The sequence below is a fragment of the Marinobacter alkalisoli genome, from assembly GCF_045449795.1.
Classification (GTDB): Bacteria; Pseudomonadota; Gammaproteobacteria; order Pseudomonadales; family Oleiphilaceae; genus Marinobacter.
In genome coordinates, this window is record NZ_JBJJLB010000017.1 from 1 (window position 1) to 14212 (window position 14212).

The 14212-nt window shown below is 58.6% G+C and carries 12 protein-coding genes; 4 read left to right on the plus strand and 8 right to left on the minus strand.

Features of this window, described 5'->3' with window-relative positions:
- Window positions 1-165 precede the first annotated feature (165 nt).
- The 3 genes from ACJO3M_RS08335 to ACJO3M_RS08345 are packed head-to-tail and all read left to right on the plus strand — an operon-like array spanning window position 166 to window position 4562.
- On the plus strand, window positions 166-3018 hold the full coding sequence (locus ACJO3M_RS08335; protein WP_407000942.1) for a valine--tRNA ligase: 2853 nt from the start codon (window positions 166-168) through the stop codon (window positions 3016-3018).
- Window positions 3019-3021: 3 nt separating this feature from the next.
- A complete protein-coding gene (locus tag ACJO3M_RS08340; RefSeq protein ID WP_407000943.1) occupies window positions 3022-4005 on the plus strand; it encodes a ketopantoate reductase family protein in 984 nt (327 codons plus the stop codon).
- A complete protein-coding gene (locus ACJO3M_RS08345) occupies window positions 4005-4562 on the plus strand; it encodes a cob(I)yrinic acid a,c-diamide adenosyltransferase (RefSeq protein WP_407000944.1) in 558 nt (185 codons plus the stop codon). Before ACJO3M_RS08340 ends, ACJO3M_RS08345 begins: the two co-directional genes overlap by 1 nt.
- A 16-nt stretch (window positions 4563-4578) precedes the next feature.
- On the opposite strand, the gene ACJO3M_RS08350 is transcribed toward ACJO3M_RS08345, so the two are convergent.
- The 4 genes from ACJO3M_RS08350 to ACJO3M_RS08365 form a co-directional block, all read right to left on the minus strand.
- Window positions 4579-6609: a methyl-accepting chemotaxis protein gene (locus ACJO3M_RS08350; protein WP_407000945.1), complete on the minus strand. Its 2031-nt coding sequence runs from the start codon at window positions 6607-6609 to the stop codon at window positions 4579-4581.
- A 121-nt stretch (window positions 6610-6730) separates the two neighbouring features.
- Complete coding sequence (locus ACJO3M_RS08355; protein WP_407000946.1) at window positions 6731-7618, minus strand: histidine kinase; 888 nt, start codon at window positions 7616-7618, stop codon at window positions 6731-6733.
- Window positions 7618-8247: a 1,6-anhydro-N-acetylmuramyl-L-alanine amidase AmpD gene (ampD, locus tag ACJO3M_RS08360; protein ID WP_407000947.1), complete on the minus strand. Its 630-nt coding sequence runs from the start codon at window positions 8245-8247 to the stop codon at window positions 7618-7620. Before ampD ends, ACJO3M_RS08355 begins: the two co-directional genes overlap by 1 nt.
- Window positions 8248-8323: 76 nt before the next feature.
- A complete protein-coding gene (locus ACJO3M_RS08365; RefSeq protein ID WP_407000948.1) occupies window positions 8324-10621 on the minus strand; it encodes a DUF1631 domain-containing protein in 2298 nt (765 codons plus the stop codon).
- 231 nt (window positions 10622-10852) lie between these two features.
- Between ACJO3M_RS08365 and nadC the strand changes: the two genes are divergently transcribed.
- The gene (gene nadC / locus ACJO3M_RS08370) at window positions 10853-11692 is read left to right on the plus strand and encodes a carboxylating nicotinate-nucleotide diphosphorylase (protein WP_407000949.1); all 840 of its coding nucleotides are present in this window, start codon (window positions 10853-10855) and stop codon (window positions 11690-11692) included.
- Window positions 11693-11699: 7 nt separating this feature from the next.
- On the opposite strand, the gene ACJO3M_RS08375 is transcribed toward nadC, so the two are convergent.
- From ACJO3M_RS08375 to ACJO3M_RS08390, 4 genes are all read right to left on the minus strand, one after another.
- Complete coding sequence (locus ACJO3M_RS08375) at window positions 11700-12044, minus strand: YqcC family protein (protein ID WP_407000950.1); 345 nt, start codon at window positions 12042-12044, stop codon at window positions 11700-11702.
- A gap of 13 nt (window positions 12045-12057) precedes the next feature.
- On the minus strand, window positions 12058-12855 hold the full coding sequence (locus ACJO3M_RS08380; RefSeq protein WP_407000951.1) for a ParA family protein: 798 nt from the start codon (window positions 12853-12855) through the stop codon (window positions 12058-12060).
- 84 nt (window positions 12856-12939) lie between these two features.
- Window positions 12940-13656: a DnaA regulatory inactivator Hda gene (gene hda / locus ACJO3M_RS08385; protein ID WP_407000997.1), complete on the minus strand. Its 717-nt coding sequence runs from the start codon at window positions 13654-13656 to the stop codon at window positions 12940-12942.
- Window positions 13635-14198: a CDP-alcohol phosphatidyltransferase family protein gene (locus ACJO3M_RS08390; RefSeq protein WP_407000952.1), complete on the minus strand. Its 564-nt coding sequence runs from the start codon at window positions 14196-14198 to the stop codon at window positions 13635-13637. The genes hda and ACJO3M_RS08390 overlap by 22 nt, the downstream gene beginning before the upstream one ends.
- Window positions 14199-14212: the final 14 nt, after the last annotated feature.

Genomic DNA, 14212 nt, shown 5'->3' on the forward strand with positions numbered 1-14212 from the left:
TGGATGTGCTTGTAGCGGTTTTTGGGAAGCCTGTTCCGACTCCGCAAGGCACCAAATCAGCAAGCTACGTGTATACAGAGGTTCGCCGCAGCGAGGGCGAGCATGTATAATCAGGCGTCTCAATTTTCCCTTGTGAATCAACCAAACGGTCACCAGCAGAAACCCATGGAAAAAACCTACCAGCCAGAAAACATCGAGCGCCAGTGGTACGAAAACTGGGAATCCAAAGGGTACTTCCGCCCCAGCGGTGAAGGCCAGTCCTACAGCATCGCCATCCCGCCGCCCAACGTCACCGGCAGCCTCCACATGGGCCATGCGTTCCAGCACACCATCATGGACACCCTCACCCGCTACAAACGCATGCAGGGCAACAACACCCTGTGGCAGGTAGGCACCGACCACGCCGGCATCGCCACCCAGATGGTCGTCGAACGCAAACTGGCGGCCGAAGAAGGCAAAACCCGCCACGACCTCGGCCGGGAAGAATTCATCAAACGCATCTGGGACTGGAAAGAACAGTCCGGTGGCACCATCACCCGCCAGATCCGCCGCCTGGGCAACTCCGTAGACTGGGACAACGAACGCTTCACCATGGATGACGGCTTCTACAAAGCCGTACAGGAAGTGTTCATCCGCCTGTATGACGAAGGCCTGGTGTATCGCGGCAAGCGCCTGGTCAACTGGGATCCGAAACTGCACACCGCCATTTCCGACCTGGAAGTGGAGAACAAGGAAGAAAAGGGCTTCTTCTGGCACCTGCGTTACCCGCTGGCTGACGGCGCCAAAACCCAGGACGGCAAAGACTGTCTCGTCGTCGCCACCACCCGCCCGGAAACCATGCTGGGTGACACCGCCGTGGCCGTACACCCGGACGACGAGCGCTACCAGCACCTGATCGGCAAACACGTGATGCTGCCGCTGGTAAACCGCAAGATTCCGATAGTCGCCGACCACCACGCCGATCCGGAAAAAGGCTCCGGCTGCGTCAAGATCACCCCGGCCCACGACTTCAACGATTACGCCGTTGGCAAACGCAACAACCTGCCGATGATCAACGTCATGACCCAGGATGCCAACATCCGGGCCATGGCCGAAGTCTTCAACAGCGACGGCACCGAGAACAACGATCTCGATGGCACCATGCCCGCCGCCTACGCCGGCTTGACCCGGGAAGACGCCCGCAAAGCCATCGTCGCGGACCTGAAAGAAGCCGGCCTGCTGGAGCGCGAAGAAGACCACGTGCTGAGCGTCCCCCGCGGTGACCGTTCAGGCCTGATCATCGAGCCCATGCTGACCGACCAGTGGTTCGCCGACGCCAAGACCCTGGCCAAGCCAGCGATCGAAGCGGTGGAAGACGGCCGCATCCAGTTCGTGCCCAAGCAGTACGAGAACATGTACTTCGCCTGGATGCGGGACATCCAGGACTGGTGCATCTCCCGCCAACTGTGGTGGGGCCACCGGATTCCCGCCTGGTACGACGCCGAGGGCAATATCTATGTCGGCCGCAGTGAAGAAGAAGTGCGCCAGAAGTACAGCCTCGCCGCCGACCTGGCACTGAACCAGGACGACGACGTGCTCGACACCTGGTTCAGCTCCGCCCTGTGGACCTTTGGCACCCTGGGCTGGCCGGAAATCACCGAACGCCTGAAAACCTTCCACCCGACAGACGTACTGGTAACCGGCTTCGACATCATCTTCTTCTGGGTTGCCCGGATGATCATGATGACCATGCACTTCATGAAGAACGAGGATGGCACCCCGCAGGTACCGTTCAAGACCGTCTATGTCACCGGCCTGATCCGCGACGAACACGGCGACAAGATGTCCAAGTCCAAGGGCAACGTCATCGACCCGCTGGACATGATCGATGGCATCGGCCTGGACGACCTGCTGGAGAAGCGCACCGGCAACCTGATGCAGCCCAAGCTGGCCGAAAAGATCGGCAAACGCACGAAAAAGGAATTCCCGGAAGGCATTACCGCCCACGGCACGGATGCCCTGCGCTTCACCCTGGCAGCCATGGCCACCACCGGTCGTGACATCAACTGGGACATGAAGCGCCTGGAAGGCTACCGCAACTTCTGCAACAAGCTGTGGAATGCCGCCCGCTACGTGTTGATGAACACCGAGGGCGAGGACTGCGGCATCAACAACGAGCCGGTGGAACTGTCCCTGGCGGATCGCTGGATCATCAGCGAACTGCAGAAATGCGAGCAGGACGTCACCCGCTACCTGGAGCAATACCGTTTCGACCTGGCGGCCCATGCCCTGTACGAATTCATCTGGAACGAATACTGCGACTGGTACCTGGAACTGTCCAAGCCTGCACTGAGTGATGACAGCGCCAGTCCGGAAGCCAAGCGCGGTACCCGACGCACCCTGGTGCGGGTACTGGAAGCCGTCCTGCGCCTGGCCCATCCGATCATGCCGTTTATTACTGAGGAAATCTGGCAGCGTATTGCGCCACTGGCAGGCAAGACCGGTGACAGCATCATGCTGCAGCCCTTCCCGCAGCCAGACAGCAGCAAGCAGGACGCGGTCGTGGCGGCGGACATTGAATGGCTGAAAGGCGTTATCGTTGCCGTCCGCAATATTCGCGGCGAGATGAACATCTCTCCGGCCAAGAAAATCCCGGTGCTGCTGCGCGGCAAAGACGCGGAAGACCAGCGCCGCCTGGACGACAACCGCCAGTTCCTCAGCTCACTGGCCAAGCTGGAAAGCCTGGAATGGTTCGAAGGCGACAAAGCGCCCATGTCCGCCACGCAACTGGTCGGCGAAATGGAAGTGCTTGTGCCGATGGCCGGCCTGATTGACAAGGACGCCGAACTCAAGCGTCTGGACAAGGAACTGGAGCGCCTTCATAAAGAGATTGGTCGCCTGGAAGGCAAGCTTGGCAATGAGAAGTTCACCGCCAAGGCTCCTGCCGAAGTGGTCGAAAAGGAACAGGAAAAGCTGCGGGATGCGCAGGGTAGCCTGACCCGCCTCAGTGACCAGCGGGCTGACATCGAGGCCATGTAAGCCATGGCCGATGCCCAGCATCGAGTAAAGAGCGGCAACGGGAATGGCCTGGTGGCCATTCTCGGGGCCGGATCCCTTGGCCGGCTCTGGGGCGCCCTGCTCCCCAAGGGTACAACCGCTTTCATCCCTCGCCGGCATGCACCGGATGAATACGAACCAGACCTGACCTACCGCTTTCAGGACGGGCACGGGCACTACTATCCGATCACCGTGCCCTCACTGGACTGGAGCGCCCAATCCCCCGATACGCTGATCGTCACCACCAAGGCGGGTGATACGCTGGGTGCACTCGAAACCACGCTCCCAAACCTGAAACCGACTGTGCCCGTGGTATTGTTCCAGAACGGTATGGGCAGCCAGCAGGCAGTGGCTGAACGATGGCCGAATCGCCCCATCATGGCCGCCAGCACAACGGAAGGCGCCAATCGCCCGGATAGCCAGACCACGGTTCATGCCGGCCAGGGAGAAACCTGGATTGGCGCCCTGACACACAGCGCGCCATCACTCGTTACCAGCGTCGTCAATCAACTGAAAACCTCAGGACTGATCATCCATGAAGAGCCAAATATCCTCGAACGGCTCTGGGGCAAGCTGATCATCAATGCCGGGATCAACCCTTATACCGCCATTCTCGATTGCGCCAACGGAGACATCCTCGACGCCCCGCTGTTCCGGGACACCATCCGGCAACTGTGCCTTGAACTGGCTGACGTGATGCATCATGAGGGCCTGTCGTCCCGTTCCCCGGAGGACATGGAGTCGCAGATAGAAGCCGTTGCCAGGAAAACCGCGAAGAACACCTCATCCATGTGCAGTGATGTGCGCCGGGGCAAACCGACGGAAATCGACTACATCAACGGCTACATTGTCAGCCGGGCAGGTGCCCACAACCTTGCGGTGCCAGTGAACCAAATGCTGACGGAGCAGGTAAAACTCCGAACAGATACACAGCAAGAACCTCAACCGGATACTCCAGGAGCAACCTGATGGGCAACCGCCTTTCCAAGATCTATACCAGAACCGGCGACGATGGCTCTACCGGCCTGGCCGACGGCAACCGCATTGCCAAGAACGCACAACGGGTTGAGGCCATGGGAACCGTCGATGAGCTGAACTGCCACCTTGGCCAGCTGATTGAGTGCCTGGATGCCGGTGACAACCTGATTGAGACCTTCCGGCGGATACAACACCACCTGTTTGATCTGGGCGGCGAATTCGCCATTCCAGGCAGCCAGATGATCGGAAAAGAACACATTGAATGGCTGGAAACGACCCTGGACCAGCACAACGACGACCTGCCGCCACTGAAGAATTTTATACTGCCCGGCGGCACACCGGAGGCAGCCCAGTGCCATCTGGCCCGCGCCGTATGCCGCAGGGCTGAGCGGGTCGTGGTAGCCCTCAGCCATGAGGACTCCATCAATGCCGCGGCACGACAGTACCTCAACCGACTGTCAGACCTGCTGTTCGTGATTGCCAGGGTGCTGGCCCGCCGGAACGGCGGAGAAGAGATTCTGTGGGAGCAGAACAAGTCCGGCCTTTGAGGCCGGACCCTGCCGATCAGACCTTGAACGCCTCGACCAGCCGTTGAAGTGACGCCGTCAGCTCCGACATCTGGCGGGATGACCCCAGGGTCTGCTCGGCGTTGTCCGCGGTTTCCCGGCCCAACACACCGATCTGTTCAACGTTGGCATTCACGGTCCGGGCAACCGCCGACTGCTCCTCCGCCGCCTGGGCAATCTGGTGGCTCATATCCACGATGGTAGAAATACCGCCGGCGATACGATCCAGCGCTTCGGTGACCTCCGAGGATTTGCGAACCGTGGTTTCCGTCACCTCATGGCTGTTGGTCATCGCGGCAACCGCATCCTTTACGCCACTCTGCAGGCGGGAAATCATGCTCTCGATTTCTTCGGTGGATTTGTGGGTTCGCTGGGACAGTGAGCGGACTTCATCCGCCACTACCGCAAAGCCACGGCCCTGCTCTCCGGCACGGGCGGCTTCGATCGCTGCGTTAAGCGCCAACAGGTTGGTCTGCTCGGCAATGGCCTTGATCTCAACCAACACCTGGCTGATGTTGTCACTGTCCGCACTGACCCGATTGATAACATCCACTGCTCCGGAAATCTCCGTCGCCAGTCTATTGATGGTTTGCACGGTATCCGCCACCACCTGACGACCAGATTCGGTGTCACGCTCTGCCGTTCCGGCGCTGTCAGACACACGGTGAGCGCTCTCCGTAACCTCATGGACCGCTTCCACCATCTGATTCATCGCTTCGTTGATCTGCCCGGACTCATCCATCTGGCGAGCCACGGCCTCACTGTTGGCGGACGCCGTGTCTTTCACCCGGGTGGCCTGCTGATCAACATCGGAGGTCGTACGGCTGACCGACCGAACCAGTTCGGCGATACGGTCGGTCATGTTGTTGAACTCGGTAGTCAGCTCACCGAGTTCGTCACGGTTATCAAGCTGGATGTGAGCGGTCATATCGCCGGCGGCGACCATACGGGCGGCTTCGCTGAAGCGGTTGATGGCCGTACGTACCGACATGAAGAAACCAATGTACAGGTAAACCACCACCAGCAGGACAATAACCAGTGCTACGATGATCAGTTGCCTCTGACGGATCTCGCCTTCCAGCCTGGCGCTCAGGTTGTCGCCCACCACGTCGAAAATAACGCCAGTGAGGGCATCGTAATGCGCTAACTCTGCAGCCACCAGGGCATCAAATTCCCGCCAGGGCATTTCCAGCCGCATCGGGGTGATGATATTGATGTCCAGCTCGTCTCGAACCACGGCCAGACCATTGCCGATACTTTCAACCGTGTTGCCCGCCTCTTCCGCCAGTCTCGGTGAAGCGTTCTGAGCCACTGACAAGGCTGGCGCCAGCAAAGAAGCCCGGTTGGTCAGCGCATCGTAAATCTCGTTCAGACCATCGCTCAGGTTGTAACCCACCTGCCCATCGACCAGTGCGAAAGTGCCAAATGCCCTGGCACGACCAATCACATGCCGGGCTTCCGGCAGGGATTCCCTCACCAGACCGAGCAATAACTGGTTATCCCGGGAGGCGTCCTGGCCGAGACCGGAGATTTCAATGGTAGCGGACAACATAGCCCGTACTTTCTGAACGAACTCCTGGTAATACTTGAACTGTGGATCCAGGTTGCCCTGATAGCTGTCTGAATTTCTGAGTGCCTGCCACTCTTCCTGCAGTTGGACTATCTGCTGGTTCCAGTTACCGGCCGTGTCAAACGCCAGCTCGCGGGAGGCCAGGTCTTCCAGAATACGGCTGATGGTTTCGGCGGCTTCGTCGGACCTTGACAGGAGTTCGGCTTCATCCCGGACTTTGCCCGGCGCCCGATAATCCCGGTAATCAAAGGCGGCATCCAGCAGATGATTCACCTGTTCCAGCTGGTCGAGGCCTTCCACGCCCCGGGTCATGGTTTCCACCGAGCGGTTCAGTTCGCTGATAACCAGCCAGGACAGGCCGACGATGGGGAGCAGGAACAACACACTGATCAGACTGAACTTGTAGAACATCGGCAGCCGGTTCATCAGCGCAACTGCAGGTTTGATTAATTGGTTCACATTTGGCCCCGCACGGTGCTTCTTTGGAAAAATGTTTTATTCTTTTTTATGTTGTCGACTAAAGTCTTAAAAACTTTAGTGCTTTTGTTGTCAGCCTGTCACGTTCCTCAAAATCGAAGCGTCAAACCACTCCGGCGATAACCAACAGAGCAATGCCACAAACCCATACCAGCATGCTTCGGTTCAGCAAATCACGAATGGCCCCCAGGCTCCTGCCCCCGAATGCCGTCCACTCATCCGGATGCACCCTGGAGAATCGTGCGGGGTCCAGTGCATATCCGGTCAACGCGCCGTTGGCCGCCTGAATCAGCACACGGTCGGTTGCCGGCCCGAGTGTAAACAGCACGCCTCTAACCGCCTTCAACCAGCCGGCGAGATCTCCCGCCAGGCCAAAGGTACAAGCCAGCAATCTGGCCGGAATCCAACTGACCCATCCAGCGATGCGGGCGAATCTGGGGCGCGCAGCCGCCTGGGGCCATTGTTCCTGCAATGCCACCAGCCCTCTCGCCAGGAAAGCCAGACCAATACCACCCACCACATACCAGAAGGCCACAAGAAAGAACCGCTCAAACAGCGTGACGATCAGTTGTTTCGACAGGGCCATGTGCATTTCATCCGGTGATATCGCCTGGCCCCGCTCATCCGCTGGCAGGCAATCCTTGATGTGATGCCAGGCGGCCTGCATGTCCCCTCTGCTCCAGGCCTCGCTGTAGGCCCTGAGTAACGGCTTCCATCCCGGCGCCCCCATCAGCAGTACCAGCAACAGGAACTCCAGTGGATAAGCCGCCATCCGCCAGCCCTCGGCCGCCGCCAACCAGACAAACCCTGACAGCAACAATGCGGGCACCACAACCCGCACCAGTCCCCAACGAATCCCCCCTTCATGACCAGCCTCGGCCGACCAACCCGCTTGAAACCAGGCACGCCAAAGTCGATCACCAGACAGTGCACCGGACAGATCCAGCCGCCGACGGACCAGCCATGCAAGCAGAAACACCACCAGTACCATTAGCGGGTCCCTCGTATGGTTGCTTCCAATGTGGCCAGCTGGTGGCGATATTGATCCCAGTCAAAGGCGGGACCGGGATCCGTCTTTCGGCCTGGCGCGATATCGCTGTGGCCGGTAATACGATCACCGGTGATTTTCGGCCAAGCCCGCATGATCAGGGCCGAAAGCTCCGCCAGGCGCCGATACTGTTCAGGCGTGTAGGGAATGTCATCGGCGCCTTCCAGCTCTATACCAATGGAAAAGTCGTTACACTCCTCTTCCCCGTCAAAACAGGAGCGACCGGCATGCCATGCACGCTCCAGCATGCTGACAAACTGAACCACACTGCCGTCCCGCCGAATCAGAGCGTGGGCCGACACCTTGAGTTCGCCAATGGTTTCAAAATACGGGTGCTCCGAAGTATCCAGGCAATTGCAGAAAAAACGTTCAATCGCGTCTCCACCGAACTGACCCGGCGGAAGGCTGATGTTATGAACAACCAGCAGGGATATATCAGCGTCTTCGGGCCTTGGCCCGAAATTGGGAGATGGGCACCAGCGCACTCCGGACATTCGACCGGTGCGGCGCAAATGGTCAATGGAAGCTTGGGTGCAGGTTATGGCATTCTGGCTTTGAATCGAGTCAGGCAAGGTAAATCCAGCAGGTTTGTCGCTGTTGATATCTCAGCTGATTGAAGCACAAAGTTGCCCGGGTTGCTACGACGGGTCAGTCCTTGCGACTGCTTCGCAGGTTATCAATGATGGATTCCAGCGCACGGTCAAAAATCAGGCCATCGTCGAGCATGGTAATTTCATCGCAAGCCATCGCCTGCGCCAGGGATTCCCGGTGGTACTCCGCCACCTTGGCGCCGCTGCGGTTGACGAAAATATACTTACCCGTCGCCTTGATGAACGCCGCCAGCTTGCAACGGGTTTTGACGCCTTCCCGGGCCAGTTCAATCCAGGAGCCAACCCGCAGGCTATCCGCACGGTCCAGCCAGGCCTGCTCGATCTCTGGTTCAGATGTCGCCTGCGCGTCAGTATTCTCAGTATCGGGCAGGATTTCAGCCGGCGCCGGCTCAGGCAGCTGGATATCGGCCCTCTCTACCACTTCAGACTCAGCCTCAGCAGGCTGAGTCTGCTCGACAGCAGCAACCTCTGTGACTTCCTCGGGAGACTCCTCGGATGAGGGTGACACCCTTGACGTTACCAGTTGCTGGAAGACATCAACATGCGCAAGCTCAAGGTCGCGGATCGCCGCGTCAGTGGCAAACGGGTCCCAGGAAATTTCCTGTAACGCATGGCGCAGGTCATCCACAATGGATGGAATCGCCCGCAGCAACTCGGTACGTGTATTGTCAGTTACCGGCTGCGGATCCACACTCCACACCAGTTTGCGCGTCAATTCTGCAGCAGCGGCCCAGTTCTCACTGTCTTCACCTTCCCGCAGCACCTTCCACTGCAGATACTTGCTCCAGGCTTCTTTCAGCAAATTGTCGACCGGCTCAGGCAATACCCGTCCGGCTGTCACCTCAGCCAGCAATTGATGAGCCGACTCGGCCGCACGCTCCTGTTTTGCGCGCCCTTCCTCCGCATCCCGCAGACGCTGCTCCACCAGATCTCTGCGCCTGCGATCAAGGTCCATGAAATGGTTGAAGTCCGTCAATAACTCACTGAACAGATCCACATTGTCGGTGAACTCGTTCAGCACCCGGTCAACCACGGACTCGATTTTCTCCCTCAAGGGATCGCGCTGACGGCCCTGCTTCTCGGTCCAGCCAATCGCAGACATCGCCAGCTCATTGAGCAACTTGCGAACCGGATGGCCGCCACGGTTGAAAAAGTTCTTGTCGCTAAGAGCAACTTTCAGCACCGGAATCTGCAACCGACCAATCAACGCCTTCATGGCCGGATGCAACTGACGGTCTTCCAGAATGAAATCAAACAGCATGGACACCAGGTTGATCACATCGCTGTCCACCTGACCGACAACATAGGACCGGCCATTGTCGGCCCTGAGCACGGGTTGCAATTGCTCACCCAGGGACACCACACGCCCCTGCGTCCATTCTCCAGGTAGTGACTGGATCGCGTTGAGCCTCGCCATCAGGTGGTTCGTATCGAGAAACCCCTGCCCCCCGGCCACGGTTTGGCCGCCGTCATCGCGCCCCTGATGTAACAGCGCGCTCAGCTCGGAGAAGGTCCCACCGGTCTGACCGGCGGTTGCCCCGGTCCCGCCTGTCGCACCCTCCTCAGCTCCACCGGTGTCCGCCCTGCCAGACGAACGAGACACATCAGACGTCTGCGGGGAACGATTCCCTGTACGATGGCCCGCGGGCGGGCGCTTCATGTCTGGCAGCACGCCTTCATCAATCAGGGTGCGATTGGCGTCCTGGTAGAGTTCGCCAAGCGTATCCGCCAGCAGGCGGTCAAAAAGCTTAAGAACCACCAGCTTGGCGCGAATATCGATGTCCAGGTCCGAGCAGGCTTCCCCCAGACCACCGCAGATCACTTCCGGGCTTAGGGGCATCTGGCTGTTGGTGAGGGAAACGGAGGGCATCAGGTGACCCACCCGGGCATTGAGCATCCGAATGGCCTCGGCATGCCTGTTGCGCAGTTTGTTGACCAGATTCTCAATGGCCACGCGCTGCTCCAGCTCCGAATGATCGACCAGGCTCAGAGAATCCTGGTCCACGTCTTCCAGACTGCCACCGGCGTTATCGGGATTAAACTTGCCGATATCGTTAAATGCCCTGCTCACATGCTGGAGGATGGAAACGGTCATTAACTTGCGGCGTAACCGCAACTCCCGCATCGCATCAAAATAGGCGGTCTGGTCCTGATTGGAGCCGGCTTTGTCCGCGAGCTCGAACAGCGCATCGTCCGCTCGGTCAAAGAAACCGGCCAACACAGATTTCAGGGAGTGCCCCGATGCGTCACGTAGCCTCACCAGGGCCTGAGGCAAGGCAAACCGGCCTCCGGGCTTCCGGGATGAAAAACTGACCACCTTGCTATCCTGCGCCATTTGGCTGCTCCGGGTATTGACTGGCAAACGAATCGGGCTTTATTCCACTTCACATCTTATGTCGTTTCAACGTCACCTTGTGTCAGATTTTGTCACCTTTTGTGACCAGGAGATGCAGTTCACATTCTAGCAGCCAGCGACCTTCCGTTTGGCGAATTCGCTGCCGGGCTTTAGAATCACGCCACAGATACCAAACCCGATTCGATAACCTTCTTCTACCGGACAGCTATCATGATTCCAGCCGAACTGCTTCGCCAATCCCGCGTTGAATCCGTCGCACACAGTCTGCGGGAAGACATTGGTGACGGCGATATCACGGCACAGCTCATTCCAGCTGACAAAATCAGCGCCGGGCGCGTCATTACCCGTGAATCAGCGGTGATCGCCGGGCGCCAGTGGGTCGACGAGGTGTTCCGCCAGGTGGATCCGACCCTTGAGCTGACATGGAATGTGCAGGACGGCGACCACGCGGAGCCAGACAGCGTCCTGTTCAGCTTTCAGGGGCCGGCCAGGGGCTTGCTGACCGCAGAGCGGGCGGCTCTGAACTGGCTGCAGACCCTCTCGGGAACGGCAACGGCGTGCGCCTCGTTTGCGGATCAGGTTGCCCACACCGGAGTAAAACTACTGGATACCCGCAAGACGCTGCCCGGCTTGCGCCTGGCACAGAAGTACGCGGTCAGCTGCGGAGGCTGTTATAACCATCGCATTGGCCTGTGGGATGCCTTTCTGATCAAGGAAAACCACATCGCGGCCTGTGGATCCATCGCCCGGGCCGTCAGTGAAGCCCGACGGATTGCCCCCGGACGCCCGGTGGAAGTGGAAACCGAAAATCTGGAAGAACTCCAGCAGGGACTGGACGCAGGCGCCGATATCATCATGCTTGACGAGTTCTCTATGGAGGACATGATCAAGGCAGTGACCATCACTGCTGGCAGGGCGAAACTCGAAGCATCCGGAGGCATCAACGCCAACACCCTGGTGCCTGTTGCGGAGACCGGCGTGGATTACATCTCGATTGGCGCGCTAACCAAGGACGTCAGGGCCATTGATCTGTCCATGCGCCTGGAATAAGACCTCGTCAGCCCTCCCCGGACAATAACCGGTCCATGGTCTCGAGCTCCCGGATCAGCCCCTCACCGGATTCGGGGCGCCCTCGGAAATGCTCTTCCGCCATGGGCGCAATACCGGATACCGCCGGCAGGGGGTGATCACTCTCGATCAGGATTTTCAGCCTGGCGACAAACACAAACTGCAGCCACTGCGTAAACTCCAGCGTATCGACGCAGAACGGCTGCGTGCTCTGGAATGCCTCCGGGGACGGCGGCTGATTTTCCCATACGCCAATACGCCTAAGCTCTACTTCTATTCTGAGCAGACTGTCCGCGACTTCTCCAATCTGCCCGTGAGCGGTTGATTGTGGCATACCCCCTCCGCGATCAGTCCGCAAGCGGTTCCAGCTCCACGGTCTCTCCGTGAAGGATCCGGAACAGGTCTTCGTACTGTCTGGTCAACGTGTGTTTTGGGGCCATGTATATCAGTGGCTGCCGGCTCTGGTGTGACTCTTTCATTTTGACGGAACTGGACAGACGCACCGGAAGCACTGGCAGGCCCTCTTCCAACAGCTCACGGACAAGCTGCTTTGGCAGGCTCGCCCGCGGCTGAAACTGATTGGCGATAATACCTTCCACAACCAGATCCTCATTATGGTCTTCCTGCAGATCCTGGATTTCATGAAGGATGTTGTAGAGCGCCTGACGGGAGAAATCATCACAATCGAACGGAATCAGGCACCGCTGGGCGGCAATCAATGCAGAACGCGTGTAGAAGTTCAGGGCCGGCGCGGTATCGATGTATATGGCATCGAAGGACTCATCCAGCTTCTTCAAAGCCTCACGGAGCTTGTATATCTTGTGCTTGGCCTCCAGCTTGCGCTCAAGAAAATCCAGCTCCGGACTGGAAGGCATGACAAACAGGTTGTCGAACGGAGAGGCATGAACGAATTCGTCCGGACGGCGGTTGAATACCGTGAAAGCCACGGTCTGCTCCAGCATGTCCGCGACAGTATCCTTCAGATCCGCCGCCGGCTTGCCCAGCAGGTAGTGCGTTGAATTCCCCTGGGGATCCAGGTCCACCACCAGCGTGCGTTTGCCCCGGGCCGCACTGATGGCCGCCAGGTTACAGGTAATACTGGATTTACCGACACCACCCTTCTGATTGAAAACGACTCGTCTCATTTCTCCCCCCTGACCGTGGCATCCGGGAGCCCGCCATTTGTCTGCCCCGGTACACGTGACGTTATTATGAATACTGTTGCCCCTTCACCAGCCCATGACCGATTTAACGAAGGGTATGGTCAACCTGCGCTGCGCCTGCAGGGAATTCTCATCCAGACGGTCGAGAATTCCCAGCAACTCGCCCAGCCGGCGTGGTGCACGCCGCAGAATAAAGCCGGCCACATCATCACCCATCACCAGCCCGCGCTGTTCCGCCCTGGCCATCAGGATCCTCAGACGATCATCATCCCGGTAGATGCCCAGCTGAAGCAGCAAACCATGGGTAAGCCGCGATACCAGATCCGGCAATACAAACGGCACGGAACCGGGTACTTCCGATAAACTGACAAGCAACAGGTGGTTGTTGTCCAACACGCGATTGTACAGGTGAAAAACAGCCTCTTCCCAATCGGCCCGGCCGGCGATGAGATCAACGTCATCAAGACAGATCAGCGCCTGGTTCTCAAGCCCAGACAGGGCTTCTGGCCCAAACGGCAACAATTCCTGGATACTGACGCAAACCGATGCCTCCTCATGGCTCTCCATGAAATGACAGGCTGCCTGCAACAAATGGCTTTTACCCGTGTCCGCATCACCGCACACCACCACGACAGGCACACGGGCGACCTGACGACAGATCGCCTCCAGGCGGTTTGCCGCCACGGCGTTACGGTCGCCATGAAAGTTGTCAAACCTTGCGTCATCCCGCAGTTTGACTCCCAGAGTCATCTGTGACGAACTCACTGCCGCTTTGCCCTCCAGGCCCGGCCACCCCAGACAACCAGGTAGTGCCCACCACTGACAACCGCTGAAAACGCAACCAGCAGAATGCCGGCTTCCATTACCCATGGAGGTATCGGCATCGGCAGCCCCGCCAGCAGTACAATGATAGCAAGCACCACCAGTATCTGGACCAGAGTATTGAATTTTCCCGGAATGCTGGGCTCCATTTCGAAGCGTCCGACGCCGTAGTGGAAAGCCAGTCCACCAATAACGATCAGCAGATCTCTCCCGAGGACCAGGGCAAAAAGCCATAATGGCAGCACCCCGGTCAATGTGAGCATCAGGTAGGCGGTAATAAGCAAAGCCTTGTCCGCCAGCGGGTCCGCGATGGCCCCCAGCCTGGACTTCCAGTTGAACTGGCGGGCCAGGAAACCATCAAAGGCATCCGTGGCGGCGGCCAGGAGAAATATTCCCAGAGCCAAGCGGTATTCAATCGCCAACAGCGCGGCGGCGAAAGGAATAATCAGCACGAAGCGCAAAAACGTCAGGGCATTGGGTATCCAGCGCCACCGTTCTGACATTAGCAGGCTCCCTC